This is a genomic window from Tardiphaga sp. 619_E2_N8_4 (genome assembly GCF_051810905.1).
GTDB lineage: Bacteria > Pseudomonadota > Alphaproteobacteria > Rhizobiales > Xanthobacteraceae > Tardiphaga > Tardiphaga robiniae.
In genome coordinates this window covers 3392967-3417296 of the sequence record NZ_JBPWQJ010000001.1, presented here as the reverse complement: position 1 = coordinate 3417296, position 24330 = coordinate 3392967, and the positions used below count along the sequence as shown (strand labels likewise).

At 63.1% G+C, this 24330-nt stretch carries 30 protein-coding genes and 1 tRNA gene; 11 read left to right on the top strand and 20 right to left on the bottom strand.

All coding sequences use genetic code 11. The features are described from left to right. Positions 1-58 precede the first annotated feature (58 nt). Positions 59-673, top strand: coding sequence for a PilZ domain-containing protein (locus AB8A23_RS16255; RefSeq protein ID WP_089264909.1), 615 nt, complete (start codon positions 59-61; stop codon positions 671-673). A 331-nt stretch (positions 674-1004) separates the two neighbouring features. After that, entirely contained in the window at positions 1005-1628 is a 624-nt protein-coding gene (locus AB8A23_RS16250) for a transglutaminase-like cysteine peptidase (protein ID WP_093762025.1), read from the top strand. 246 nt (positions 1629-1874) lie between these two features. Here the strand turns inward: AB8A23_RS16250 and AB8A23_RS16245 are convergent, their stop codons facing one another. The 3 genes from AB8A23_RS16245 to AB8A23_RS16235 form a co-directional block, all read right to left on the bottom strand. Further along, the gene (locus tag AB8A23_RS16245) at positions 1875-2114 is read right to left on the bottom strand and encodes a hypothetical protein (RefSeq protein WP_089264911.1); all 240 of its coding nucleotides are present in this window, start codon (positions 2112-2114) and stop codon (positions 1875-1877) included. Between the two features lie 65 nt (positions 2115-2179). Beyond that, positions 2180-2548: a hypothetical protein gene (locus tag AB8A23_RS16240; protein ID WP_439058969.1), complete on the bottom strand. Its 369-nt coding sequence runs from the start codon at positions 2546-2548 to the stop codon at positions 2180-2182. A 155-nt stretch (positions 2549-2703) separates the two neighbouring features. After that, positions 2704-3000, bottom strand: a complete 297-nt coding sequence (locus AB8A23_RS16235) for a hypothetical protein (protein ID WP_439058971.1) — start codon at positions 2998-3000, stop codon at positions 2704-2706. Between the two features lie 108 nt (positions 3001-3108). Here AB8A23_RS16235 and AB8A23_RS16230 point away from each other — a divergent pair, with 108 nt between their 5' ends. From AB8A23_RS16230 to AB8A23_RS16220, 3 genes are read left to right on the top strand one after another with little or no spacing between them, the layout of a single operon-like run. Beyond that, positions 3109-3390: a hypothetical protein gene (locus AB8A23_RS16230; RefSeq protein ID WP_093762019.1), complete on the top strand. Its 282-nt coding sequence runs from the start codon at positions 3109-3111 to the stop codon at positions 3388-3390. A gap of 8 nt (positions 3391-3398) precedes the next feature. Continuing rightward, positions 3399-3677, top strand: a complete 279-nt coding sequence (locus tag AB8A23_RS16225; RefSeq protein ID WP_439058973.1) for a hypothetical protein — start codon at positions 3399-3401, stop codon at positions 3675-3677. Continuing rightward, positions 3646-3819, top strand: coding sequence for a hypothetical protein (locus tag AB8A23_RS16220; RefSeq protein ID WP_170849843.1), 174 nt, complete (start codon positions 3646-3648; stop codon positions 3817-3819). The genes AB8A23_RS16225 and AB8A23_RS16220 overlap by 32 nt, the downstream gene beginning before the upstream one ends. Positions 3820-3897: 78 nt before the next feature. On the opposite strand, the gene AB8A23_RS16215 is transcribed toward AB8A23_RS16220, so the two are convergent. Together AB8A23_RS16215 and AB8A23_RS16210 are read right to left on the bottom strand one after the other, a co-directional pair. After that, positions 3898-4428, bottom strand: a complete 531-nt coding sequence (locus AB8A23_RS16215) for a gamma carbonic anhydrase family protein (RefSeq protein ID WP_089264916.1) — start codon at positions 4426-4428, stop codon at positions 3898-3900. A 48-nt stretch (positions 4429-4476) separates the two neighbouring features. Continuing rightward, on the bottom strand, positions 4477-4806 hold the full coding sequence (locus AB8A23_RS16210) for a DUF6949 family protein (protein ID WP_439060511.1): 330 nt from the start codon (positions 4804-4806) through the stop codon (positions 4477-4479). A gap of 229 nt (positions 4807-5035) precedes the next feature. Here AB8A23_RS16210 and AB8A23_RS16205 point away from each other — a divergent pair, with 229 nt between their 5' ends. After that, positions 5036-5743, top strand: coding sequence for a hypothetical protein (locus tag AB8A23_RS16205; RefSeq protein WP_439058975.1), 708 nt, complete (start codon positions 5036-5038; stop codon positions 5741-5743). A 950-nt stretch (positions 5744-6693) separates the two neighbouring features. Here AB8A23_RS16205 and AB8A23_RS16200 read toward each other — a convergent pair. The 3 genes from AB8A23_RS16200 to AB8A23_RS16190 are packed head-to-tail and all read right to left on the bottom strand — an operon-like array spanning position 6694 to position 8700. Then, positions 6694-7299 (bottom strand): hypothetical protein, encoded by a 606-nt coding sequence (locus AB8A23_RS16200; protein WP_089264920.1) that lies wholly within the window; start codon positions 7297-7299, stop codon positions 6694-6696. 4 nt (positions 7300-7303) lie between these two features. Further along, a complete protein-coding gene (locus AB8A23_RS16195; RefSeq protein WP_439058977.1) occupies positions 7304-7942 on the bottom strand; it encodes a hypothetical protein in 639 nt (212 codons plus the stop codon). Continuing rightward, entirely contained in the window at positions 7939-8700 is a 762-nt protein-coding gene (locus tag AB8A23_RS16190; protein WP_439058979.1) for a MotA/TolQ/ExbB proton channel family protein, read from the bottom strand. Before AB8A23_RS16190 ends, AB8A23_RS16195 begins: the two co-directional genes overlap by 4 nt. A gap of 194 nt (positions 8701-8894) precedes the next feature. Between AB8A23_RS16190 and AB8A23_RS16185 the strand changes: the two genes are divergently transcribed. Then, a complete protein-coding gene (locus AB8A23_RS16185) occupies positions 8895-10274 on the top strand; it encodes a histidine kinase (protein WP_439058981.1) in 1380 nt (459 codons plus the stop codon). Then, complete coding sequence (locus tag AB8A23_RS16180; protein WP_068736182.1) at positions 10271-10921, top strand: response regulator; 651 nt, start codon at positions 10271-10273, stop codon at positions 10919-10921. Before AB8A23_RS16185 ends, AB8A23_RS16180 begins: the two co-directional genes overlap by 4 nt. Before the next feature lie 78 nt (positions 10922-10999). On the opposite strand, the gene AB8A23_RS16175 is transcribed toward AB8A23_RS16180, so the two are convergent. The 4 genes from AB8A23_RS16175 to AB8A23_RS16160 all read right to left on the bottom strand — a co-directional run bounded on the left by AB8A23_RS16175 (position 11000) and on the right by AB8A23_RS16160 (position 14477). After that, a complete protein-coding gene (locus AB8A23_RS16175) occupies positions 11000-11218 on the bottom strand; it encodes a DUF3126 family protein (RefSeq protein WP_068736180.1) in 219 nt (72 codons plus the stop codon). Positions 11219-11392: 174 nt separating this feature from the next. Then, a complete protein-coding gene (gene cysE / locus AB8A23_RS16170) occupies positions 11393-12220 on the bottom strand; it encodes a serine O-acetyltransferase (RefSeq protein WP_068736178.1) in 828 nt (275 codons plus the stop codon). 226 nt (positions 12221-12446) lie between these two features. Beyond that, entirely contained in the window at positions 12447-13199 is a 753-nt protein-coding gene (locus AB8A23_RS16165; protein ID WP_175365776.1) for an alpha/beta fold hydrolase, read from the bottom strand. Positions 13200-13268: 69 nt separating this feature from the next. Beyond that, positions 13269-14477 (bottom strand): hypothetical protein, encoded by a 1209-nt coding sequence (locus AB8A23_RS16160; protein ID WP_439058984.1) that lies wholly within the window; start codon positions 14475-14477, stop codon positions 13269-13271. Positions 14478-14706: 229 nt separating this feature from the next. Between AB8A23_RS16160 and AB8A23_RS16155 the strand changes: the two genes are divergently transcribed. After that, positions 14707-14952, top strand: a complete 246-nt coding sequence (locus AB8A23_RS16155; RefSeq protein ID WP_089265655.1) for a zinc-finger domain-containing protein — start codon at positions 14707-14709, stop codon at positions 14950-14952. Positions 14953-14961: 9 nt separating this feature from the next. Beyond that, positions 14962-16128 (top strand): FAD-dependent monooxygenase, encoded by a 1167-nt coding sequence (locus AB8A23_RS16150; RefSeq protein ID WP_439058985.1) that lies wholly within the window; start codon positions 14962-14964, stop codon positions 16126-16128. 11 nt (positions 16129-16139) lie between these two features. Here the strand turns inward: AB8A23_RS16150 and AB8A23_RS16145 are convergent, their stop codons facing one another. After that, entirely contained in the window at positions 16140-16556 is a 417-nt protein-coding gene (locus AB8A23_RS16145; RefSeq protein WP_439058986.1) for a twin-arginine translocation pathway signal, read from the bottom strand. Positions 16557-16704: 148 nt separating this feature from the next. Here AB8A23_RS16145 and AB8A23_RS16140 point away from each other — a divergent pair. Further along, positions 16705-16790, top strand: a tRNA-Leu gene (locus tag AB8A23_RS16140). A gap of 4 nt (positions 16791-16794) precedes the next feature. On the opposite strand, the gene AB8A23_RS16135 is transcribed toward AB8A23_RS16140, so the two are convergent. The 7 genes from AB8A23_RS16135 to AB8A23_RS16105 form a co-directional block, all read right to left on the bottom strand. Further along, positions 16795-17559, bottom strand: coding sequence for a DeoR/GlpR family DNA-binding transcription regulator (locus AB8A23_RS16135; RefSeq protein WP_439058988.1), 765 nt, complete (start codon positions 17557-17559; stop codon positions 16795-16797). A 148-nt stretch (positions 17560-17707) separates the two neighbouring features. Next, positions 17708-18709, bottom strand: a complete 1002-nt coding sequence (gene pdxA, locus AB8A23_RS16130; RefSeq protein ID WP_439058989.1) for a 4-hydroxythreonine-4-phosphate dehydrogenase PdxA — start codon at positions 18707-18709, stop codon at positions 17708-17710. After that, entirely contained in the window at positions 18706-19968 is a 1263-nt protein-coding gene (locus AB8A23_RS16125) for a four-carbon acid sugar kinase family protein (protein WP_439058990.1), read from the bottom strand. The genes pdxA and AB8A23_RS16125 overlap by 4 nt, the downstream gene beginning before the upstream one ends. A gap of 1 nt (position 19969) precedes the next feature. Then, positions 19970-20998: a 2-keto-3-deoxygluconate permease gene (locus tag AB8A23_RS16120; RefSeq protein ID WP_309948694.1), complete on the bottom strand. Its 1029-nt coding sequence runs from the start codon at positions 20996-20998 to the stop codon at positions 19970-19972. Between the two features lie 258 nt (positions 20999-21256). Further along, entirely contained in the window at positions 21257-22213 is a 957-nt protein-coding gene (locus AB8A23_RS16115) for a PDR/VanB family oxidoreductase (protein WP_439058991.1), read from the bottom strand. Next, the gene (locus AB8A23_RS16110; RefSeq protein WP_439058992.1) at positions 22210-22731 is read right to left on the bottom strand and encodes an MOSC domain-containing protein; all 522 of its coding nucleotides are present in this window, start codon (positions 22729-22731) and stop codon (positions 22210-22212) included. The genes AB8A23_RS16115 and AB8A23_RS16110 overlap by 4 nt, the downstream gene beginning before the upstream one ends. Before the next feature lie 133 nt (positions 22732-22864). After that, positions 22865-24121 carry an MFS transporter gene (locus AB8A23_RS16105; protein ID WP_374725737.1) on the bottom strand — a complete coding sequence of 419 codons (1257 nt, stop codon included), beginning with the start codon at positions 24119-24121 and terminating at the stop codon, positions 22865-22867. Positions 24122-24330 lie beyond the last annotated feature (209 nt).

Here is a 24330-nt window from a genome sequence, read left to right as displayed (position 1 = left end):
TAACCCTACGGGCCGTAGGGTCGGTCGAAACTCGACCCGCATCACCGGCACGGCACTGATGGCGTTCGCGCAAACAAAATCGATTCTTCCGTCTGCAGAAGAACGCCGTCGCTTTCAGCGGGTGAAAGTGCACCTGCTTGGCCGCTATATGCTGCCGGATCGCCGCGAGTTTCCGTGTCAGGTCATCAATATGTCGCCCGGCGGCCTCGCGCTGCTCGGTCCCGGCATCGGCAATGTGGGCGACCGCGTCATCGCCTATCTCGACCATATCGGCCGCGTCGAAGGTAAAATAACCCGGATCATCGACAACGGCTTCGCCATGACCGTGGGTGCGACACCGCGCAAACGCGACAAGCTGGCAGCCCAGCTGACCTGGCTGGCCAACCGCGACATTCTCAATCTGCCGGAAGACCGCCGCCACGACCGTATCGTGCCGCGCAACCCGATGGTGCTCCTCACCCTCGAGGATGGCGTCCAGATGAACGGCCGCATTATCGACCTGTCGCTGTCCGGCGCCGCCATCGCGGCAGAGAAGCGCCCGCTGCTGAATTCGATTGTCATGCTCGGCCGAATCCAGTCCCGCGTGGTCCGCCATCTCGAAGAAGGCTTCGCTCTGGAGTTCTTCCACGAGCAGTTGGCGGAGACGCTCGAAGACAGCGTCAACGCCCGGTAAACGGCCGAACGCCCCCGATCCTCGTTTTTCAATGTCCTGAAGGCGCTATCCGCGTCAGCGGATACCGTTGCGCGTCATCTGCACGCGGTCGCGAGGGGTTAATTTCACGCCGCTTTGCGCACGCAAGTTCCTGAATTGCAGCATTCAAGCCATTAACGCGTAAAATTTGAATCAAATACAATTAGCTAAAATTTGAATCACATTCGATTCAAGTATAGTTCGAATTCGCCGCGCCTTTTACTTGTAATCGCTTCAATTGTACTTGAGCGATTTAGCGGCGACGAAAATCCTTTGTGCGAAACATGGTCCCAACAAGAAAACGGGGGCCACAATGTTTGGTAACAAGGGGCGATACTTCGGACTGGCCGTTTTAGCAGTCCTTCTTGGAGTGACTTCGTCGGCACGTGCCGGCAACGAAAAACTCTACGCAAGCCTAGGCGACAGCACGCGCGCACCGATCGGCTGGGTCGAATTCTGTTCAGACAATCCGACCGACTGCCGCGGCGGTGCGACGCAAGCACGTGACATCGTCATCACGCAGACTGCGTGGAAGGATCTGGTGCGGGTCAATCGCTGGGTCAACGAGACCATCAAGCCAATGACCGACATGGATCATTGGGGCGTGATCGAAAAGTGGTCGCTGCCATCAGACGGTTACGGTGACTGCGAAGACTATGTACTCCTGAAGCGCAAGATGCTGATCGAAGCAGGCTGGCCACGTGAGGCGCTGCTGATCACCGTGGTGCGTGACAAGAAGGGCGAAGGCCACGCCGTGCTCACGGTGAAGACGGACAAGGGCGAATACGTTCTGGACAACCAGAATGAGAACGTCCTCGCCTGGACCGAGACCGGCTACCGCTTCGTCAAACGCCAGTCACAGAGCGATCCGAATGTGTGGGTCTCGCTCGGCGACAACCGTCCTGCAGTGGCTACGGCCAGCGCGCGGGATCGCTAAACAACACGAATTCGAGACACGCGACCCGGTCACATCCCCACCCCTCCCCGTCCCAGACCGGATCGCGCGCGGCCAGCTCTCCCCCAAGAGCTGGCCGCAACTTTTTGGAGTGGTGCTCGCGCAGCTTCCGACAGGAAGCGGCCAAATGGGTGGGAACAGATGCAGGCTTGGCTGACGAAGTACAAAGCGCTGGGCTGATCTCAGACTGCCGTCTGAGAAACCCGAACCGACGAAGAAATCGCCGCGCTAGTCGCGGCGATTTGCGTCTCGGTCGATGGTGCCGTCGGGCCGATAGCCGAAGCGCACGAGTGCAATCGCCGTCAACCGCTTTCCGAACCGGCGCTCGAACTCACAGAACATCCAGACGAAAGCCATCACCAGCGCAAAGACGGTGGTGACGAACAGTAGCGTGAGACTGGCAATGTCGAGGGTCATGGTCATCGTTTCGATTTTGCAAAACGCGTACCAGACAATCTGACCAGCCATGATGTAGCTCCAGCACAGCTATGCTGGAGCCGACGAGGTAATCAGGTGGCGTCGCTCAAGGCCGATCAGTCACAAACCTCGACACGACGCACCCGATATCCAGCCGGTGTCCGTACGCGCTTACGCGTTATGTAACAACCGCCCTCGTCATCATAACCGCCATAAGCGTAGGGGTACCCACCGTAATACGCATAGGGGCCGTAGCCGTAGTAGCCGCCATAAAGGCCGGCGCCGGCGAGGCCAAATCCCAATCCTATTCCAGCACCGCGAAATCCACGGCCGAAGCCGCCGCCATGCCAGCCACCACCATGGAATCCACCGCCGTGGAATCCGCCGCCACCATGCCCGCCGCCACCGCGCGCCGATGCGGCTGTCGGCGCGACCAGCGCGACTGCGGCAAGGGTCAACAGACCAAACACCAATTTGCGTAACATCAACTACACTCCGTCACGGGTCACTCACAGCGCGCCCCTGTCAGATAGGTAGCTCTTTCGTTCGTGAACCGCCACGGTGTGACGATCAATAGCCGTCACTTGTTCGCGACTGTCGGTTACGGTGTGTTGCTGAAAGCCTGTCGCGCAACGTTGCGCTAGCACCCCTTACAGATGCTCTTCACCTTGCGATCGACGGCACGATCCTGCGCATCGACCGCTGCATCGCCTGTCGCCGGCTTGCCATCGGGCGACGCCTGTCCGGTCCCGCTCGCGCCTGCCGTGATCCCGGTCGCGGCGCGTCCACCGCTCGCATTCGCCGTGCCTGCACTGTTGGTGCCCGCAGCGCCGCCCGTCGCGCCGCCACCTGCACTGCCAGATTGGGCGAACGCCGCAACTGACGACAACAGGACGGTAGCCGTTGCAGTCGCGATGAGTTTCGAGGAATGCGTCATTGGAAATCTCCTTTGGCGTTCAACGAGACCAGCGGAAACGGGTTCCGTTGCGGGAACGAATTTGGCGCTCGCGGCTTGAATCCCTGACATTGCCGAGGAGAAGCCTGCGTGTCCTGGGACAAGCCGTTTCGCGAACCGATCGAATTGCCCGACGGCAACACGCTGGTGTCGCTGCGCGACGCCGGCGCTTACATCACACAGCTGTCACCGTCTGAACACGATGCGAAGGAGTGGCAGACCGCGATGCATTGCCTGATCGAGGCGGCTGACTACGGCGGCCCTATCAGTTTCGCGCGGCTCGGCGTTGCACAGGCGCTGCATCGCCATCAGGAGAAAGTATTCGACCCGACGCGCAAGCGATCGCGCTGGCGCAAGCCGGGCCTCAGTTAGCAGATGTCATGCGCAAGCTGATCGACTTCGACGACGAGACCCTCGACAAGCTCATCCAGCTTGGCCGCGACCGCATGGCGACGACGCAAGAACTTGCGGATGAAGCCTTCGCCGACCTCCTGAAAAAGCACGGCATTCCGATCGATCTCAAGGATGCGCTTCGCAAGAGCGTGAAAGCCGCCGGTCCATCATCGGCATCAAGCCGCAACACTGCGATGCGCCCCGCCTCGTCACGTCCAGCAAGGAAGAAGGCCCATGCCAAACGATCCGCAAAAAGATCCATTTGAGGAAGGCGAGCGTGCCGCCAGCGAGGGCATCCCCGCCGAAGCCAATCCCTATCAGGATGGCACCGAGGAGCATTCGCTATGGAGTGCCGGCCACGAGCGCGTGGCCGGCGAGACAGAAGCCAATGAGTCCGAAGGGACGTGATCGCGCTGCAAGGCTCTGGCTTTGTGTGGTGACGCGTTTTCTTGATGCGAACCGGTACCCGCTTCGCTCGAAAACGCTCTAGCCGATCTTCTTGAGACCTTTCTGGAAACGCGGGCCGTTGGCCGCATAGAATCGCGCCGCGCTGCCCATCGCCGTCACCTGCTCCGGCGACAGCGTGCGAATGACGCGCGCCGGCGATCCGATGATCAGCGAATTCTCCGGAAATTCCTTGCCCTCGGTGATCACCGAGCCGGCGCCCACGATGCTGTTCTTGCCAATTTTTGCGCCGTTCATCACGATCGAGCCCATGCCGATCAGCGCGCCGTCTTCAATCGTGCAGCCGTGCAGGATGACGTTGTGGCCGACGGTGCAGTTCTTGCCGATGGTCAAGGGAAAGCCCTTGTCGGTATGGCACGTGCAGTTGTCCTGCACATTGGAGCCTTCACCGATCTCGATCCATTCGTTGTCGCCGCGCAGCACCGCGCCAAACCAGACACTCGCCTGCTCCAGCAAACGAATCTTGCCGATCACATCGGCCGTGTCGGCGATAAAGTAATTTCCGCTGGCCGGAAGATCCGGTCCCTGCCCGTCGAGTTCGTAGATTGCCATGATTGAGTGGTCTCCCTTTGCGGGAGACACTGCCACGGATTCTTGCGCTTAGGCTAGTATGCCCAGCGCTTCCAGGGTCATCACGATGAAGGTGCCCGACATCAGGCTCCAGATGCCCGACAGCACGGTCGCGATCATCACGAACTGAATGCGATGCTGCTCGGCCGCGCCGTTGCGCAGGGTGTTGCGCATGATGATAAAGGGCGCCGTGAAGACCAGCAGCGGCACGGCTGCGAAGGCTTCAGGGGACGGCCCCTGCTGGAGCAGGCTGAAGCTCGGGGGACGTTTGGCAAAGGCCTGATAGGCGCTTGCAATGGCGCCTGCGAGCGCGAAGCCAATGCATAGCTGGAAGAATGAATTCAACGCATCGGGGTACATCGAAGCTCTTTCACGGCACATACAAACACCGCCCTGCATCGCAAAATGCGAAGCTCCCCGCCAGCATAACGTTAATAAAGGGTTAACGACATTGTCGGGAACCGCGCGCGGTGCATGGCTCCCGGATACCGCCTGCGGCGAGACGCGCGAGGCCGTTAACCATCGGCTGGCATATTCGCGGTTGATTCGCCCACCCGGTACACAGTCCCAGTTCCAATTTAGCGTGCGCATGTCTCTGCTGTTTCCGACCCACCCGACGACGCGGCCGCGGCGCCGCCACCGCCGCAACCACGTCGTACCGATGCTGGTCGGTGCCGCATTGGCAGCCCCCGCTATCGCAGTGGTGGCCTATCTGTTGTGGCCGACCTGGCAGAGCCAGAAGCCCGGCGATCCCGACCGTATTCCGGTGAGCGTGGGCGCCACGCTGTTCAACGTCCCGACCCATGCGTTTCGCCGTAAGGTGCAGAAACATTCAGGGCCGCAGGAACGCGTCGATCTGAGCTATGTCTATCCCTCGCTCGAAGCGAGCAACCTGCCGAGGCATGTCAGCGTCGAGAATTTCGATGAGAACGCGCAGCCGATCGATCGCATCTTCGTCTCGATCTCGGCGCATCACGATGCAACCTCGCCGGACACCCGCCTGCGCACGATCTATCCGCGCTATATCGACCACGCGACATCAAGCGAAGACGGCCTGACCACGCAGCCATTCCGCGACAACTCGCCTTACAGCAATGAAGATCTGTTTCTCGGCACGACGCCAGCGCTGGTGGCGCGCTGCACGCGCGACGGCGCCACCGAAGGCATGTGCATGAGCGAACGCCGCATCGGCGGCGCCGATCTCATTTTCCGCTTTCCACGTAGCTGGCTCGCGCAATGGCGCGATGTCGGCAATGCGATGGATCGACTGACGATCCAGCTCAGCGGGCTGCGGTAAACGCCCTCGTCGTGATTGCGTTGATCGTAGGATGTGGGGTGAGCGTCTGCGCGATGCGCCTGCACTCACTCCATCCCACGATCTTGCGTAACCCTCTCACTCGTCATAGCCAGATGGCGCGAAGCGAGCTTCGCAATAATCCCAGGCCTCTCCCCACGTCATGGCCGGGCTTGACCCGGCCATCCACCTTGTCTTGTGCGACGGTGTGCGGGCCAAGCTGGATCCCCGGGTCAAGCCCGGGGATGACACCTGTGGGGGCGGCGCCTTCATCGCGCCATCACAGATTCAACTATCAAACAGCCACTGTTCTTCAGACATGCGTCATCGCCCCCATTGTTTGCGGCGCGGGGGCGCCGTCGTTGCTTGCATTCTCGCCCTCTTGTGAGAGGGCGTGCGGAACGCCGGGTGCCCGTTGCACCCTTGGGCCTGATGCGATGCGGTCTTCCGCAATTGAGAGTGCATCAGGACTTTCGGAGGCGCCGAGCAAGTGCCCGACGTTCCGCCTGCGGTGTTTTTTCGGTTGCTTGCACTTTGCCTCGACGAACGCTCCGATCGCGAATTAAAGTCCCAAGGCGATGGGAAGGGAGCCTCAAGCGAATAGGCCGAACGCGTTTTGACTTGGTCGTCCGTCACACTGTCCAGAGAGTCTTTCCATCCGAAGGTCGGCCGTCTCCTTGCCAGTGGCAGTGCTGGCGCAGATCCGTCCTGCCCGAAGACAGACGTCACCCATGAACCGCGTGACGCCGCATCTCCGGCGTCCACCGCATCCCACCCCGCGAACGTGACGATCGCGATCGCCCCTCTCGGTGGGGCAGGACGAAGGGGAATATAAACCTGATAGGGATGTTGTCAACGGGAGATAGGAAAAAATGTTTGACGGCGCATCACCGCCCCAAACTGTCATTCCCCGCCACCCCAAGCGGAGCTAACGTTCGCGCCGGCCATCGCCGCTACGGCACATCTTTGGCTGGCAGGACGGGCACGGGCAGCGGGGCGAATGTGATGGACTGGGAGTCGCCGCGCATGAAAGCGGGGTCCAGCAGGCCACCGCCGGACGGATCGCCGCCGGGCTCGCCGCTAGCGAACAACGCACCTGGCGGCCCCCCTGGTGGCAACTCGCCCTCGCCGGATCCGAATTGCGCGGCACGCCCGCCTTGCGGATGACCCGCGGCGATCTCAGTGCGCGCACGCTCAGCCTTGCGCGCGAGCGCGGTGGAGTAAGGCCGCCGATAGGCCCGCGGCGCCCCGCTCGGGAGATTGTCGTCGTCGAGGGCCTCGACCCACATGTGGATGGCACCGGGCTCGCCCTGGGCGATGTTGGGCTCGACGCTGCGCACCCACAACAACTGGAAGTTCGGCGGCAGCGGATCGTCCGCCGACCAGCCGAGCAGGCCCTGGGTGCGGAAGAACACCAGCACGTAAAACGCCGAAGTCACCGCCACCGCACCGGCCTTCACCGGCCACGGCAGCCGCGTCCGCACCACCGCCAGCAACAGCAACAGGCCAAGCAGCACGTAGCCGAGCGACAGACCGATAATGCTGGTTTGCAGGCTCATCGCTTCATCCAGCCTTGCGCTCCCTGTACCGCTTGTTCAGCATCTGCACGAGCGATGTCTGGTCGTGATTGACCTCGGTAACATTGCCGGTCTTGTCCATGATGAAACGCACCGCGGTTGTCTCGGCGCCGCCATGATCGACATTGACGGTGTCGTAGTGCACCACTTGTACTTTCGGATTCAGCTTCTCGACCTTGACCGTCACTGGCACTGGCTGTCCGGTCAGCGCCGCGAAATGGTAGATGTTGACGATGTACTCGCCGGCCACGATGCCGCGCAGGCTGACGATCTCCTGACGGATCGGCGAGAGTACCTTCTGGCCGTTGACCATGATGAAATCGTTGAGCCCGCCGCGGTCATCGCGGTCGAGTACCATGAAGCCGGTCTCGCGCCGCCGGTACCACACAATATTGCCGAGCGGGTCCTGCACGAACATGTCGATGTCGTCCGGGTGCTTGTCGGGCCAGCTCACCGTGATCATGAATTCCAGCTTGGGATCGACCTTGCCTTCGTCGTCATGGGTCTTGATCGCCAGCAGCGCGATGAAGAACAGGAAGGCGATCACCTGCAGCGCCTTGAACAGCATGACGCCGAGCGGATCGAACGGTGCTTCCTTGCCAGAGAATTCGAACTCGTCGATCACCTGGCGTGCTCCGCTTCACGTTCGAGCAGCGACACGGCGTGAACGTCGATGACGCCGACGGCAAAGGCGAACAGTTTGGCGGTTGCGTCCTCCAGCATGTAATACTGGATGCGGATCAGGATCGAACCGATCAGCCCTGCCAGCGTGGTATACATCGCCACCGCCATGCCCTCGCTCATCAGGTTCATGGAGGCCTTGATGGCGCCCTGATTGCCGGTGTCGAGGCCGGCGATCGGCGCCAGCATCATGATGAAGCCAACTATCGTACCGATCAGGCCGAGTTTCATCAGCGTGTCGCCGGCAAAGCCGCCGAAGCCGTTAGAGCCGCGCAGATTGCCGGCAAGACGACGCAGCAGCAGCGTCTGGTCGAGCTGCCGACCGCTTTGCAGCGCGGACTTCACGGCGAGGTCGCGGATATGCGACGCCATCAGGCCTTTCGGTAACGCACCGACGCCGTCGATCGCGACACCGTCGCCGGCCACGACGATGCGTTGGCCGCCCTCCGCGAATAGCTCCGCTGCACCCCGCGCCGCGTCGGCTTCGCGCGACACGGCGATCAGGCGCCACAGGCAATGCAGCGAAGCACCGAAATAGAGCAGTACGATTACTGACGAGATATAGGTGCGATCGACGGCAAGCATCTGCCGCACCAGGCCATAGTGCCAGAGCAGAACCGCGGCGAACAGGCAGAGCCCGGTAAAGATCAACCAGTGCAGCAGCGGCGCGCGATCTGCCGGATCGAGATGATGCCGGCTCACCACATGTCCCTCCTGCTGGTTGTTTCACCGATCACGATCGGCGGTTGGCTTCAATCTGCCGCCTGTACGACTGAGCCTCCAAGGGCATCGCACCCGCCACATACCGGGCAAATTGCCCAAACGATGCAGAACCGCTTGCCAGACCGCGATGCGTGCCGCTTTAATATCAATGTCTCACCGCGGGGAATGCGATCATGCGCCTGCTGATACATCTCGTTCTTCGTCTCGTCGCCGTGGTGCTGCTCTGTCTGGCCTGTACGATCGGATGGATTCTGGTCGATGCGCACCGCACCATCGAGGCCGACACCGCCGCCTCCGCCGACCGCGTCGCGACAACCCTGCAGAACCTGTACTGGCGCGAATTGCTGTGGCGCGATGGCACTTACCGCGATGCACTGCTGCCGCTGCCGGACTGGAAATCCATTGCTACCATGAAGGTGATCGCGCCAGGCGTGTGCATTGACTTCCGGCTCGGCAGCGCGCCGCCTTTCGTCCTGTGCAGCCAGACCGAAGATATCGGCAGCCCGGCGCCGTCATGGTTCGTCAGTCTCTACGGCGCGCTGTTCGGGCCACATGCCACGGAGACGCGGCCGCTTACCGTGCGGCAGCGCGATGCCGGCACCGTGCAAGCCCGTGTCGAACCTGTCGCCGCCGTGCGTCAGGCATGGCGGCAGGTGACCGTGATGGTCAGCATCGCCGCGGCGATGGCGCTAGGCATCAGTCTGCTCGCGATCCTCCTGATCGGCCATGCGCTGATGCCGGCCCGGAGCATCGTACGCGGCCTGCGCCGCCTCGAACACGGTGACCACCGCCATCGCCTGCCCGCTTTCGGCGCCACCGAATTCAGCCATATCGCCCGCGCCGTCAACGATCTCGCCGGCCGTCTCGCGGCCACCACTGCCGAACGCGTCGCGCTGACCAAGCGACTGTTTCAGGTACAGGAAGAAGAACGCCGCGCACTGGCGCGCGATCTGCACGACGAGTTCGGCCAGTGCCTCACCGCCACCGCGGCGCTCGCCGCAGCCATCGAGACCGGCGCCACGCCCTCCCGTCCCGATCTGGCCGACGATGCCCGCGCAATCGCCCGCATCACCGGCCAGATGATGACGACGCTGCGCAGCGCGCTGGCGCGGCTGCGCTCGCAGGATCTCGAGGAACTGGGATTGCAGGCCAGCCTTGTGCAACTGGTGGCGCAGTGGAATGCGAGCGCAACGCGGCGCGCGGTGTTTCATCTCGACGTAACCGGCGATCTCACCGCCGTCCCCGCAGAAGCCGCCGTCAACATCTACCGCATCGCGCAGGAGTGCCTCACCAACGCCGCACGCCACGGCCGGCCGCAGCACGTTCATCTCCGCGTCAACCATGGGGAAGAGGTCCGCGACGCCATCGCCGTCAGTGTCGAGGATGACGGCGGCGGCGACGCCACGCAGGCCCACACCGCCTCCGGTCACGGCATTCTCGGCATCCGCGAACGCATCGCAGCGCTTGGCGGCAGCCTGTCGATCGGCCCGGCGGCACACGGTATCCGCGTGGCCGCGGTGATTCCGCTGCTGCCGCGACAAGCGGCGGCATGACCGCCGTCAGCATCCTGCTGGTCGACGACCATCCGGTCGTGCGCGAAGGTTATCGCCGGCTACTGGAGCGGCAGGTCGGTTTTCGCGTGAGCGCGGAGGCCGAGGATGCCGCTGCGGCCTATCGCGCCTATCAGGCAGAGCGCCCGGACGTGGTGGTCATGGATCTGTCGCTGCCCGGCCCCGGCGGGCTGGAAGCGATCCGGCATATCCGGCAATGGGATCGCACCGCGCGCCTGCTGGTGTTCACCATGCATGCAAGCGCTGCGTTCGCTCTGAAAGCGTTCGAGGCTGGCGCCTGCGGCTACATCACAAAGAGCAGCGCGCCGCACGAACTGGTGCGCGCCATCGCCACCGTCGCCCGCGGCGGACGTGCATTGAGCGAAGACATCGCGCGCGAAATCGCCAGCGAGCGGCTCGGCAACGAACGGTCGCTGGTGGAAGATCTCGGGCCGCGCGAAACGGAAATCCTGCGGCTGGTGGCGTCAGGCTGGACCACGGAGCAGATCGCGACATCGCTCAATCTGAGCACCAAGACCGTGCAGAATTATCACTACCAGATCAAATCGAAGATCGGCGCGCGCACCGACGCGCACCTGGTCTGGCTTGCCACCGCCGCCGGCCTGGTCGCGCCGGACAACGCGGCCTAGCGTGTGATGCGCAGAGCGCGGGGCCTGCGCAGCGCTTGCGTGACCTCGCCGCCGCCAAGCCGGAGGCGAGGCGCAGCCTCAGCCGTTATCGACGAGGTCTTCTTCGAGGATCGCCATCTGGAACTGGAACGAGCGATCGTCGTCTTCGTCATCGACGAACAGCACGCCGATGAATTCTTCGCCGATATAGACTTCGGCGGAGTCGTCCTTCTTCGGGCGCGGCACCACGCGGAGCTTCTGGTTGCCGAACACGCGCTTGAGATAGGCGTCGAGCTTTCTGACTTCCTGAACGTCCACAGGTGTCTCCAATGCAGTTGATGTCTGTTGAGCTGATGGAGAGAAGCTTTAATGCGAGATGACGGCCACGGCTAGGCCGTTTCTCGAAAAATCACGCCATCCCACAAGTGAACGAAAACGCGTGCAATATCAGCGCTTGCAAATCGCAAGCCCAGAAGTCTCAGCCCCTGAAAATCAGAGCCCGATCGCGTTCAGCATCTGGTTCATGGTGCGCGACGGCTCCGAACAGCCGGCTTCGCCGACGATCTTCGCCGGCACGCCGGCCACGGTGACGTTGTGCGGCACAGGCTTGACGACAACGGAACCCGCGGCAATGCGCGCGCAATGGCCGACCTCGATATTGCCGAGAATCTTGGCGCCGGCGCCGATCAGCACGCCGTGGCGAATCTTCGGATGGCGGTCCTCGTTTTCCTTGCCGGTGCCGCCGAGCGTCACGCCGTGCAGGATCGACACGTCGTCTTCGATCACAGCGGTCTCGCCAACGACAAAGCCGGTCGCGTGATCGAGAAAGATTCCGCGGCCGATCTTGGCGGCGGGATTGATGTCGGTCTGGAAGGCCGCCGACGAGCGGCTCTGCAGATACCACGCAAAGTCCTTGCGGCCCTTTTTGTGGAGCCAATGCGCAAGACGATGCGCCTGGATGGCATGAAAGCCCTTGAAGTATAGCAGCGGATCGATGAAGCGCGTGGTGGCGGGATCGCGGTCGAACACGGCGACAAGATCGGCGCGGAACGCATTGCCAAGATCCGGCTCGTCGCGCAGCGCTTCGTCGAAGGTCTGGCGGATCAGGTCGCCGGACAGCGCTGCGTGATCGAGACGTTCCGCAACGCGGTGCACCACCGAATCTTCCAGACGGTTGTGATGCAGCACGGTCGAATAGATGAAGGATGCGAGTTCAGGCTCGCGATGGACGATGTCTTCCGCCTCGGAACGGATGCGATCCCAGATTGGATCCAGCGTTGCGAGTTTTGAGTTCTGCGGATTGATGCTCTGCACGGCCATGGCGGACTCGCAATTTCCTGAATACGGCGTCGATTATAGCACAAGGCGCATCGCTGTCGCGACACGGCTCCTGCCATCGTGAACGGTGGCTTACCCGGAAATCACCTGCCAACACGTTGAAAGCGCAGGCATTTCCGGTGGAAGCCCCGTCCGCCCAAAAACCGGGCGTGCATCAGAAGTGGGCGCTCGTGTGATCAAAACAAGGTGCGCCCCTCGCCAATTGTCATCACGGGCGGCGGGACAGGAAATCCAGCACGCCTTCCTTGTAGACGCGATCGCCAACCGCCCGCATGTGATCGCGGTTCGGAATATCCAGCACTTCAGAGCCGGCGATGACCTTCTGCAACTCCTGCGCGGAGCCGCTGATCTCGTCCGTCGTTCCCACCGCGATCAGCAGCGGCACCTTGATGGCGGCGGCTTCCTCATTCGTCATCAGCCGGCGCGAACCGCGCAGACAGGCTGCGAGCGCGCGGCGATCCGAACGGGTCTGATCGGCGAAAGCGCGGAACGTGCGGCCCACGGGATCGGTGACGTCGTCGAGCGAGTCCGCCTCGAGCGCGAGGGCGACATTCTCACCGGGACCACCGCCCTTGATGAGGCCGATGCCGAGACCGCCGAAGATCGCGCTGCGGATCAATTCGGGATGGCTGTAGGCGATATAGGCAGTGATGCGCGCGCCCATCGAATAACCCATCATGTCGGTGCGCCCGATGCCAAGATGCGCGAGCAGCGCGCGCACGTCAGCGGCCATCGCACCAATGCTGTATTGTTCGGAATCGTAGAGCTTGCTGGAATCGCCATGGCCGCGATTGTCGAGCGCGATGACGCGGCGATTGTGCTTCTTCAATTCCGACACCCAGGTCGGATAGACCCAGTTGACGTTCTTGCTCGATGCAAAGCCGTGCACGAGAACGATCGGATCGCCCTCGCCTTCATCGAGATAAGCAATTTCGACAGCGCCGTTGTGAAAGCTCGGCATCCAGAATTCCGTTACGATTGAGAGATGGGTGATTGAGAGAATGAATGGTGGTGGTGGGAAGCGCGCAGTTTACCCGTGGACGAGCACCGGCGCCAGTGAGTGAGCCGGCGCGGGATGGCGGAGAGCCATGTCCCTGAGTAATGCGTCCTTGCGTGAGATCTCCTGCAGCAGCGCATCCTGACGCACCGCCAGTTCCCGGCGCGCGCGCCTCGCCTTGGAGCGCTGCAGCCACGACCACGTGATGCGCTCGGTGGTTGCCTTGATCGACACGACAAATCCAAGCAGCGCGAACAATGCCCAGAACACCCACATCGAAAGATTGAACGCGCCAGCCGCCAGCAGCAGCGCGCCCCGGCCGAACATCTTCATGATCGCGCGGGTCTGGCCGCCCTTGACCGTGGCCAGACGCGCTGCGCGCGTAACATCCTTGGGGCTCTGGGCGATACGCAACGTATCGAGCGCGCCGCGCGTGCCGGCTTTCTCGCCGACGCGGCCAACATCCCCGGCGAGACGCACGATGCCGCCGGCCTTCTCGGTGCGGAACGCCGCCTTCACCGCGGTGATGGTCTGGCCCGGACGCAGCAGCGAGGCATCGGCCACCGCAGCCCGCAACATCGGCCCGTCCACCACGCCGCGCGCCGAGCGCGCCGCCCAGGTGGTGAGCCCCTCGCCGATCCGTCCGACCTTGCGCGCATCCTTTACCAGCGTGAGGCCCGCGCGCACCGGCGCGACACCGCCAACGCTGACATAGGTCGCGGCGGTGACAGCCAGACCGGCCGCGGCAAGGCCGAGGATCAGGTGATCGGTATCCTCACCCATCGCCATGTGCTTGCCCTCGCGCACCACGTCGCGAATATCGCCAAACACAAAGAGATCACCGGCGACGGTGCCGGACAGGCTGCCGACATCGTCGGCATTGCCGGTGACAAAACCAGTGGCAAAGCGGCTGGCGAAATGGGAGGCGGAATTCTCGTCCGCAACCGCATCCGTCACACGCTTGGAAAGATCGTCCGGCAGTTGAACATTTCTAGCAGCCGCAACATCGGCAAAGCTTTTGGCGAGGTCGGCATCCCTGGCCGCGAGCGCCTCCTCGATATTGCGGGCGAGCACCGCGGGATCGTTCCGCAATGCAGAGCTGAGTTGCGCATCGGCCAGAGCGACGGGGTCGTCCTGCGCGGCCAGCACGGCGCCGGCGTCGCGCGCATGCGGCAGCAACAGCAGGCCGGCGGTCGCACAGACCGCTACCCCCGTCAAAGCTGTGTCGAGCCGGAACCACATGGCGAAAAACCCTATCCTTGCACCTCTTTAGAAATGGTGCGTCACATCGTGGACACAACTGCCCCGACGAAAGAAGGGCTATTCGGAGACACCCGAATTGTGTCGAATTTGTACGGATGAATGACCCCTGCGCGGTCTAGGAATCATGGTTCCGGACCAGTATGGTGCGCCGCACTGAATGGCGCGCCGGTTCATACGCCCGCGGCTGTTGCGAGCAAAGGTAGAGAAGATGTCCGACCACGTGGTTCCGCACTTTCACAATGACGCCGGCGTTCCGATCATCGAGATCGGCTCGCAGGAATTCATGTGCGTGGGTGCCAATCCGCCGTTCGATCATCCGCATGTCTTCCTCGATCTCGGCAACGACAACGAGATCATCTGCCCGTATTGCTCGACCCTGTATCGCTTTGCCGCCGATCTCGGCGCCGGCCAGTCACGTCCGCCGGAATGCGTGGTGAAAGACAAGGTTGCCTGATTCCCGGCCGTGACGGCGCCGCGCACCATCGTCATCGCTGGTGCGGGCATCGGTGGACTGACGGCCGCGCTGGCGCTGGCCGCCCGGGGCTTTCGCGTCCTCATCTGTGAGAAGACCGGACGGCTTGAAGAAGCCGGCGCCGGACTGCAGCTCTCGCCCAATGCGACCCGCATACTGATCGGCCTTGGCCTGCAACCACGCCTTGCGCCCCATGTCACGACGCCGGCCAGTGTGAGCATCATGACTGCACGCAGCGGCGGCGAAGTGATCCGCCTGCCACTCGGCAGCGCAAGCGACAATGCGCCCTACTGGCTGGTGCATCGCGCCGATCTGCAATCGGCCTTGCTTGGCGCGGTCACGGCGCATCCCGACATCGAACTGCGCCTTGGCTGTCCCGTGGACAATCTCCGCGCCACGCCCGCCGGTATCATCGTCAACGGCGAGTCGGTGCTGGCCTTGATCGGCGCCGATGGCGCGTGGTCTTTCGTGCGACGACAACTGTTTCCCGAAACGCAGCCGCACTTCTCCGGCCTGATCGCCTGGCGCGGCACGCTGGAAACGCGCCGGCTGGAAAGCGACCTGGTCCCCCGTGGCGTCCAGCTCTGGATGGGGCCGAGGGCCCATCTCGTTGTCTATCCGGTGTCATCGGGCGAGCGGATCAACATGGTCGCGATCATGCCCGGCGCTGTGATGCAGCCTGGCGGCAGCGATGCTGGCGACGCCAGCGAGATCCGCCGACATTTTGCAGCGTCGCGCTGGCCCGCCAATGCACGCGCCATGATCGACAGTATCGATACCTGGCGACGCTGGCCGCTGTTCACGATCCAGGATGGCGGCATGTGGCACGAAGGCGCCGTGGCGCTGCTCGGCGATGCCGCCCATGCGATGCTGCCATTCGCCGCGCAGGGCGCCGGCATGGCCATCGAGGATGCGGCGGTGCTGGCAGAGTGCCTTGCCGCCGCTGGCCACGATGCCGCAGCGATCGCGCCCGCATTGGCGCGCTACGCCGCGCTGCGCCAGCCACGCGTCGGCCTGATACAGCGCACCGCCCGGCAATCCGGCCAGATTTATCATCTGCGTGGCCCCATGGCGCTGGCGCGCGACCTCGCCATGCGCGCGCTCGGTGCAGAGCGTCTACAGGCGCGGCAGGATTGGATCTATGACTGGAAACTCTGATCCTGACAGGCTCAGGAGCGGGCGCCAGCCCGCTTGCGCGGCGTAACGGGTTCTGATGCCGCCGGCGCTTTCGGCGCACTCGCCACACACTTGCTCTTCTGCCAGTTCTCTTCTGCCAGCTTGGCCTGCGCACGCGTGGAGATGTAATCATTGCGATAAGCGAGTTCGCTGACCACCGCGCCACCCGTGCCGGTCTGCGCCTTGTCGATCAGCCCCTGCAATTCGGCCGTCCGCGTCGCAAGCGTCTTGCGCTCGGTCTCAAGCTGCGGGCAATCATAAAGGTCATATTTCGCAGGATCGACGAAAGCGCCCGACACCATGCCATCGCCCATGCTGGCGCAGCCGCCGAGATAGCCGGCCAGAACGAGCAATGACGGCATCGCGGCAGCACGCGTCGGCAGGCGGAAACGAAGGTGACGGTCGATCATCGGGACTTTCTAGCCGGGTACTATTGAGGTTGCGTAAAGCAGCCGCCGGTGGCCGGATTGAGGCCGAAGCTGTGCCCCCACCCGCCATTCGCCTGATCTCGCAAGCGATTTGGCGACTGGCGATTTTAAAGGTAAGGAAGCGCGGCCTGCCCCCTTGATGGAATTGGTAGACATACAAGACTTAAAATCTTGAGTCCTCTGGGCGTGCCGGTTCGAGTCCGGCAGGGGGCACCAGCGGCTAGACGCCCGCCAGCACGATATGAGCCCCTGCTTCCTCCATCAGCCTGCGCTGCTCCGTCGAGGCGCCAGCGCCCGTCACCAGCGTCCAGCGCGGCGGGAGCGGCGCCCAGGCGTCCTGTTCGGCGCGGCCGAGCTTGCCGGCATCGGCGAGCACGATGACCTCCTTGGCCTGCTGCATCATCAGGGACTTCAAGGCGACCTGATCGAGATCGGCCTCGCACAACCCACGGCCGCTCACGACACCATCGGCGCTCATGATGGCGCGGTCGGCCGTCAGGCGCCGCAGTCCCTCGCTGGCCAGCGGCCCCATGGTGCTCATGCTGGTTGAGCGCAGCGCGCCGCCGAGCACTACGAGTTCGATGCTTGGTGCCTTGGCGAGAAACGGCAGCAGCGCGATATTGTTGGTGATGATACGCAGGCGGCGCTGCAGCAGCAGCTTGCCGAAAGCGGCGACCGTCGAGCCGGCATCGAGGATCAGCGTGTCGCCGTCCTCGATCAGGTCGATCGCGGCCCGCGCGATGGCCTGCTTCTCCTTGCCCTGGACCGCGAAACGCTGGTCGAGCGTGGTCTCTGCGACATGGCCGGTGAGAATCGCGCCGCCGTAAGTACGGCGCACCGCGTTGTTCTTCGAGAGATGCTGCAGGTCGCGCCGCACGGTGGACCCGGACACACCAAAGCGCCGTGCGAGATCGTCGACATCGATCTCGCCGGCATTCAGCGCGTCCAGCAGGCGTGAGCGACGTTCCTTGTTGCGCATCGACATGGATGTCCCTGCCCTCTCATCACGCTCGTCGTTCCGGGGCGTCACCGCGCCTTCGCGGCGACGAACCCGGAACCTCGATATGTGACAGACACTTCGAGATTCCGGGTTCGCGCGCAAGAGCGCGCGCCCCGGGATGACGAAGGATGCGTCAAGCCGCCTTGGCGCCCGGTGCGAGATCGACCGCCTGCCGCAATGCCTCGAGAAGGCTGCGCTCATCGGCGATGCCCTTGCCCGCGATATCGAAGGCGGTGCCGTGATCGACCGAGGTGCGGATGACGGGAAGGCCGACCGTGATGTTCACGCCGGATTCCAGACCCAGCACCTTGATCGGGCCATGGCCCTGATCGTGATACATCGCGACCACCATGTCGTAGTCGCCGCGGCCGGCGAGGAAGAACAGCGTATCGGCCGGCAGCGGACCGCGGACGTCCCAGCCCTTCTTCTGGCAGACTTCGACGGCCGGCGTGATCTTCTCGGCTTCCTCGCCATAGCCGAACAACCCGTTCTCGCCGGCATGCGGGTTGATGGCGCAAACGCCGATCTTCGGATTCTTGATGCCGGCCTTGACCAGCACTTCATGGCCGCGGGTGATGACGCGCTCGACCAGACCCGGCTCGATCTTCTTGATGGCGTCGATCAGGCCGATATGCGTCGTCACGTGAATCACGCGCAGCTTCGGCGACACCAGCATCATCGACACTTCCGGCGTGCCGGTCAGATGCGCGAGCAGTTCGGTATGGCCGGGATATTTGTGACCGGCCGCATGCAGTGCTTCCTTGGAGAGCGGCGCGGTGCAGATGCCCTGTGCGATGCCGGCCTGGACGATCTCGACGGCCTTCTCGATGAAGCGGTAAGCCGCCTCGCCCGCGATCGGGGAGTTCTGGCCGAACGGCAGGTCATCGGGCACGATCTTCAGATCCACGCACTGGACGTTCTTCGACGCGAAATTCGCAGCCTTTGCATCGCTGAGCGAGTCGACGCCGATCTTGGCGCCGACGATCTCGCCGGCCTTGCGCAGGCGGTTGGCGTCACCGATCACCAGCGGATTGCACATCGCGAGCATTTCCGGATGCGCGAAGGCTTTCATGATCACTTCGGGGCCAATGCCTGCGGGATCGCCCATAGTGATCGCAATGGTCGGACGGGTCATGTGAAGCTTCCTTGAGTTCGGACGGTGTGAAGACGTTCGCGGATTTTGATCAGGCTGTTCTCGTCGCCAAAGGCGCCGGCCTTGGTTGCGATCGGAACTGATAGTGCGCCAAGCGTAAGACCCAGCGAGACGCCGGGCTCGATCTCGTCGGCCAGACGGATTCCGTTGACACCGAAGCGCGACAGCAGTGCTGCGGCAGTCTCGCCGCCAGTTGCTGCAAAGGCGCCGATGCTGGACGCCACCGGCATCAGCGCATCGGCGAGATTCTGCGCGAGCTGCGGGCCAAGCGACATTTTCGGATTGTCGTCCATCACGATCTCGACCAGGACATCGCCGCCTGCGATCAAGCCTTCGGTCACGCGTGTCGCCAGCGCCGCCTGTCCAGCCTTGTCGCCGAGCAGGACTTCCGGCGTGACAGGCAGATGAGTGACGGTGCCGCTGGCGATCAGCTTGCGCGCTGCGGAGCGCGACGCGCCGGCGAGCGAGCCGACGACAATCAGGGTACCATATGTGCTCGTCGGAATTTCCAGCTTCTCGGCGGCACTCGTGCCATCGAGCGCAGCCAGCGCATGTGCAAGGCCCGCGCTGCCGATGAACACTGTCGCCGGTGAAATCTTCAGGCTGGCTTCGGCGATCAGATGCAGATCGTGCTCGGTCTCTGCATCGCAGATCGCAACGACGCTGTCCTCGGACGCGATACGCGCCAGGTGAGCCTTGAGATGGCCGCCGCGGATCGTCGCAAGCAGCACCTTCTCGCTGCGAACGCCTGCAGATGCGAGCACGTCGGCGATATCGGCATTGTCATAGGTGTGATCGCGCTTCCACACTTCGGCTTCTTCCAGCGGACGGCCGCCGACCATCACGCGGCCATTGATCGTGGTGCGGTTCGTCGCGGGAAAGGCCGGCGCGAAAATGCCGAAGGCCGAACCCGACTGCGCCTTGAGATGTGCGAACGCGGCCGCCGTCTCGGAGGCCGGCTGTCCGCGCAGCGTGGAGTCGATCTTCTTGAACAGGAGCCGATCCGGCTCCATCAACTGTTGCAACACGTCGGCGTGCCGACGCGCAGCGGCCTCGGCCGTCAGGCCGCGGCTCGCTGCATCATAGGAGAGAACCGGATGCTGGCGATCCCCGGCACTTGCCCCGGCGCCTGCGATCTCGCCCCAGGTCACGGCAGCCGCAAGGCCCCGGCGACCGAAGGCGATGGCGCAGTCCGCTGCACCGGTGAGATCATCAGCGAGGATCAGCCAGCGTCCCGCCATCTTAGTGCCCGGCCACTGGTGCGGCTGATGCGACGCTTGGCGCGGCAGGCGTCGTCGCCTCTGCTTCCGGCTCGACATCACGGCCGACGATGCCGGCAACCCACGAGGTGAGGATCGGCGTCAGGATCGCCGTCACGACCACGCAGGCCGCGATGAGGATGGTCGCCGGACCGGCAGCAGCCGCATAGGCCGGATTGGCCGCAGCGACGATCGCTGGCACAGCCGCCGCATTGCCGGCGGTCGATGCCGCAGCAACACCCGCAACGCCGTTGCCGCCGGTGAGACGGTCAACGAAGAACAGCGGGATGCCGGTCACGATGACGACGGCAACGCCCATGCCGACGCCGAGCAGACCTGCCTGCCAGACCTGCGTCAGGTTCAGGCCGGTGCCGAGCGCAAAGGCGAAGAACGGGATCATCACAGGCACGGCCTTGCTGAGGAAGTCGCGCAGTTCGCGATCGAGATTACCAAGGATCATGCCGGCCACCAGCGGCAGGATCGCGCCAACGAGCGCGGGCCACTGGAACGACGACAGACCGGCAACGCCGAGCGTCACCATGGTGAGGAACGGGCCGCTTTCCAGCGTCATGATGCTGTAAGCACCCACGTCGCGCGGACGGCCATACTGGCCCATCAGCGCCATGTAGAGACCGCCATTGGTGTCGTTCATGGCGGCGACGATCGCCAGCGTCGAGACGCCTGCGAAAATGCCGGCGGTGACCGGCGCTTCACCGAGGAAGCGGCCGAAGATCAGGCCCAAGATAATTGCGGTACCGACCTTCACGATCATCAGGGCGCCGCCCTTCTTCACGATGTAAGGCGTCGCCTTGAAGTCGATGCTCGCGCCCATGCACACATAGAACACGGCGAGGATGCTGAGAGCGCCGCCGGAGAACAGCGCGCCGGTGAAGGAGCCGAAGAATTTCGGGGTGTTGGGGGCAAAGGTCGCGAACAGCGCGCCGATCAGCAGCGGCACCGTCATCATGCCGCCCGGCACCTTCTCAATCGCCCGCTTAATTGGAATCTGCATGGTTATTTCCTTCCCGCGCCGTGCGCATCACTGATTATTCTGCGCAATTTCCCTCAGGAGCCCCTGCGCACACCGCCCGATATGCGCAAATTACGCAGACATCAAACACTTTTTGCGCACTTTGCGCAATTTCTAAGAATTAGTTAAGCGGTCAAGGTATGTCTGTAAGCCATCCAAAGCGGGCGCTTCGCTGACCGGAACGCAAACGGGCGGCAACGGATGACCGTTGCCGCCCGTTGAGCGATCAGATTGATGCGCTCAGAGATCGAGAACCAGACGATCCCCAGCGGAACCTGCCACGCAGACCAGAAGGCTGCGTTCGCGCTCTGCCTGCGACAGCACGCGGTCGCGATGCACCGGCTGTCCTTCGAGCCAGTCCACCTTGCAGGAGCCGCAGATGCCGCCGCAGCAGGACGCGGGGACATCGACCCCGATATCTGTCAGCGCCGACAGCATGGTCTGTCCTGCAGCCACAGTGATTTCCCGGTTCGATTTTGCGAGCGCGAGCACATAGGGCTTCGCGTCGGGGTCGACCGGCAGCGGCGGCGGCACGAAGCGCTCGATATGAACGCGATCAGCGGGCCAGTCGCGTGACGCCTGTTCGAAGTCGTCGATCATGCCGTCGGGACCGCAGCAGGCGAGCGCGACGTCCGACAACGGCCGGCCGACCAGTGCCGCGATATCCGGGCGTTGCCCGCTCGACGTGTCGTGAATCACCACATGACCGGACTTGCGCAGCGGCGCGAGGAGATCGGCGAGTGGCGGCTCACCGCGCGCAATCATGTGCAGCATGAATTTCGAACGGCCCATGCGCTTGAGCCAGGCCGCCGCCGACAGGAACGGCGTCACGCCGATGCCACCGCCAATGAAGGTGAAGCGCGTCACATCCACAGATAGATTGAGCCCGCCGCGCGGCAGCGTCACGCCGATGGTGTCGCCGACCTTGACCTCGTCATGCAGCACAATCGAACCGCCCCGCCCTTCGGCCTCGCGTTTCACCGCAACGACATAGCGCTTGTCATCGGCGGGGTCGTTGCAGAGCGAGTAAGTCCGCACCAATCCACGGGGCAGATGCAGATCGATATGCGCACCCGGCCAGAACGGCGGCAGCTCCCAGTGATCGGGATCGACCAGCGAAAACAGCTTGATGCCCTTGCCGCCGTCCTCGATCTTGTCGACGACGGTCCTGACCCTGGTGATCGCTACCGCGCTCATTGCATGTTCCGCACGGCGTCGCCGACGCGCACGGTGCCGCCTTGCAAGATCTTGCAGTTGAGGCCGGAGCGGTTGATCAGCGGATCGAAGATCGCCTTGCCGGTGATCTCCTCGATATGCCGGCACGGAATCGACAAACGCGTCGATTCCAGCAGCGTCTCGCCGAGCCAGAACTGACGGCCAACAAGATGCGTCAGCGGCACGCCGGATACGGTGACATTGCGGCGATGCTCCTCGGGGGCGAGATCGATATTGTGATCGCGCTTCAGGGCTACCAGCGTCTCGTATTCGAACAACGTGACCTGACGCCCCTCTTCGGGCTTGTGCGAATAGAACCCCTCCTCGCGGCCGATCATGTAGCGATCGCCTTCGATGCCCTTGCCGGCAATCAGTGTGAGTTCTGGCATCTCGCGCATCGGCAGGAAAGCGCGCGGTGTGATGTGAAGATAGCGCACCACGCCGGTCCATGACGGGACCACGGCGCCGGATGCGAATTTGGCAGTCAATGTATCGAGCATGATTGTCGTCCTTATGCCTTGAGCAACTTTACTCCGTCATGCCCGGCGCATGCCGGGCATCCACGTCTTTTCTCTTTTGCCGCGAAGACGTGGATGGCCGGAACAAGCCCGGCCATGACGGCGTGTGTGTGCGTCAGGTCAGTTCCTTGTTCGCCATTTCCGGCGCAAAGGATGTCGCAATCGCGGTGATGCAGGCGCAGAAGATCAGGAACACGGAGACCGGCCAGGTCGCACCGGCCCAGGTCATCAGCGACGCTGCGATGAGCGGGCTGAGACCGCCAGAGATAGCCGCTCCGACCTGGAAGCCGAGCGAGGCACCGCTATAGCGCAGCTTCGCGGTGAACAGCTCCGAGTACCAGGGCGCGCCGATGCCGAACATCACCATCTGGCCGAACGAGATCGCGACAACGATGGTGAGGATCACGATGGTCGGATCGCGGGTATCGAGCAGCCAGAACATCGGGAATGCGAAAGCTGCGCAAAAGAGGCAGCTCGCATAGAACATCGCCTTGCGACCGACCTTGTCCGACAGCCAGCCGAAGAACGGGATCGAGAACAGCGCGACAAAGGATGCGATGAAGGCGCCGTTCAGCACCAGCCCGCGCGACAGGCCGAGCTTCGACGTCGCATAGGACATGATGAACACGCCGGCAATCGAGGCATAGGCAATTTCCGAGATCTTCAGGCCGACCGCCGTGAAGAACGGACGGCGGTGATACTTGAAGATGTCGACGATCGGCATCTTGGCGACTTCATTCTTCGCCTTGAGCGCGCGGAAGGCCGGAGTCTCTTCCATGCTCATGCGGATCCAGAGGCCGACGCCGACCAGTAGGATCGAGATCAGGAACGGAATGCGCCAGCCATAGCTCATGAAGTCTTCTTCAGGCAGTTGCGACACCAGCGCGAACATGCCGATGGCTGCGAGATTGCCGACGGGATTGCCGACCTGCACCATGCTGCCGAGGAAGCCGCGTTTATGCGTAGGACAATTCTCGACCACCATCAGAACCGCGCCGCCCCATTCACCGCCAAGGCCGATGCCCTGCAGGAAGCGGAGTGCGATGAGCAGGATCGGCGCCGCGATGCCGATCTGCGCATAGGTCGGCAGCAGGCCGATGGCGAAAGTGCCGAGGCCCATCACCATGATCGTAATCGCAAGCATCGCCTTGCGGCCGACACGGTCGCCATAGTGACCGAAGATCGCGGCACCAAGCGGACGCGCGAGGAAGCCAACCGCATAGGTGCCGAAGGCTGCAATAGTCGCGAGCGCCGGATCGCCAGCGGCGAAGAACACCTTGTTGAACACCAGCGCGGTTGCCGCGCCATAGATCAGGAAGTCGTACCATTCGACGGCGGTGCCGATCACGCTCGACCAGACGATCTTGCGCATGGCCGCATCGTCGGGATTCTCCGCCGTGGCGGTGACTGTATTGAATTCTTCTGCGACGGTCATGTTCACTCCTTCAAAAGACATGTTCAGTTTCAGGCGCGTGGGCTCGTTCCGTGCCGCGACATCTCGCGGCGCAGTCCGGGTCTTCTCGTGAACTTTCGCTGTTGCTTCAGTCGCCCCAGCGCAGGCGGAGGTGATGCCTAAGGAAT

Coding starts and splice junctions, on each gene's coding strand:
- AB8A23_RS16255 (WP_089264909.1), top strand. CDS start 59: ATGGCGTTCGCGCAAACAAAATCGATTCTTCCGTCTGCAGAAGAACGC.
- AB8A23_RS16240 (WP_439058969.1), bottom strand. CDS start 2,548: ATGTTACGCAAATTGGTGTTTGGTCTGTTGACCCTTGCCGCAGTCGCG.
- AB8A23_RS16220 (WP_170849843.1), top strand. CDS start 3,646: ATGCCAAACGATCCGCAAAAAGATCCATTTGAGGAAGGCGAGCGTGCC.
- AB8A23_RS16245 (WP_089264911.1), bottom strand. CDS start 2,114: ATGGCTGGTCAGATTGTCTGGTACGCGTTTTGCAAAATCGAAACGATG.
- AB8A23_RS16105 (WP_374725737.1), bottom strand. CDS start 24,121: ATGCGCAAGATCGTCTGGTCGAGCGTGATCGGCACCGCCGTCGAATGG.
- AB8A23_RS16210 (WP_439060511.1), bottom strand. CDS start 4,806: ATGTACCCCGATGCGTTGAATTCATTCTTCCAGCTATGCATTGGCTTC.
- AB8A23_RS16125 (WP_439058990.1), bottom strand. CDS start 19,968: ATGGCGGGACGCTGGCTGATCCTCGCTGATGATCTCACCGGTGCAGCG.
- AB8A23_RS16180 (WP_068736182.1), top strand. CDS start 10,271: ATGACCGCCGTCAGCATCCTGCTGGTCGACGACCATCCGGTCGTGCGC.
- AB8A23_RS16165 (WP_175365776.1), bottom strand. CDS start 13,199: ATGCCGAGCTTTCACAACGGCGCTGTCGAAATTGCTTATCTCGATGAA.
- AB8A23_RS16110 (WP_439058992.1), bottom strand. CDS start 22,731: ATGCTCGATACATTGACTGCCAAATTCGCATCCGGCGCCGTGGTCCCG.
- AB8A23_RS16235 (WP_439058971.1), bottom strand. CDS start 3,000: ATGACGCATTCCTCGAAACTCATCGCGACTGCAACGGCTACCGTCCTG.
- AB8A23_RS16155 (WP_089265655.1), top strand. CDS start 14,707: ATGTCCGACCACGTGGTTCCGCACTTTCACAATGACGCCGGCGTTCCG.
- pdxA (WP_439058989.1), bottom strand. CDS start 18,709: ATGACCCGTCCGACCATTGCGATCACTATGGGCGATCCCGCAGGCATT.
- cysE (WP_068736178.1), bottom strand. CDS start 12,220: ATGGCCGTGCAGAGCATCAATCCGCAGAACTCAAAACTCGCAACGCTG.
- AB8A23_RS16205 (WP_439058975.1), top strand. CDS start 5,036: ATGTCTCTGCTGTTTCCGACCCACCCGACGACGCGGCCGCGGCGCCGC.
- AB8A23_RS16185 (WP_439058981.1), top strand. CDS start 8,895: ATGCGCCTGCTGATACATCTCGTTCTTCGTCTCGTCGCCGTGGTGCTG.
- AB8A23_RS16145 (WP_439058986.1), bottom strand. CDS start 16,556: ATGATCGACCGTCACCTTCGTTTCCGCCTGCCGACGCGTGCTGCCGCG.
- AB8A23_RS16215 (WP_089264916.1), bottom strand. CDS start 4,428: ATGGCAATCTACGAACTCGACGGGCAGGGACCGGATCTTCCGGCCAGC.
- AB8A23_RS16120 (WP_309948694.1), bottom strand. CDS start 20,998: ATGCAGATTCCAATTAAGCGGGCGATTGAGAAGGTGCCGGGCGGCATG.
- AB8A23_RS16160 (WP_439058984.1), bottom strand. CDS start 14,477: ATGTGGTTCCGGCTCGACACAGCTTTGACGGGGGTAGCGGTCTGTGCG.
- AB8A23_RS16225 (WP_439058973.1), top strand. CDS start 3,399: ATGCGCAAGCTGATCGACTTCGACGACGAGACCCTCGACAAGCTCATC.
- AB8A23_RS16200 (WP_089264920.1), bottom strand. CDS start 7,299: ATGAGCCTGCAAACCAGCATTATCGGTCTGTCGCTCGGCTACGTGCTG.
- AB8A23_RS16250 (WP_093762025.1), top strand. CDS start 1,005: ATGTTTGGTAACAAGGGGCGATACTTCGGACTGGCCGTTTTAGCAGTC.
- AB8A23_RS16135 (WP_439058988.1), bottom strand. CDS start 17,559: ATGTCGATGCGCAACAAGGAACGTCGCTCACGCCTGCTGGACGCGCTG.
- AB8A23_RS16115 (WP_439058991.1), bottom strand. CDS start 22,213: ATGAGCGCGGTAGCGATCACCAGGGTCAGGACCGTCGTCGACAAGATC.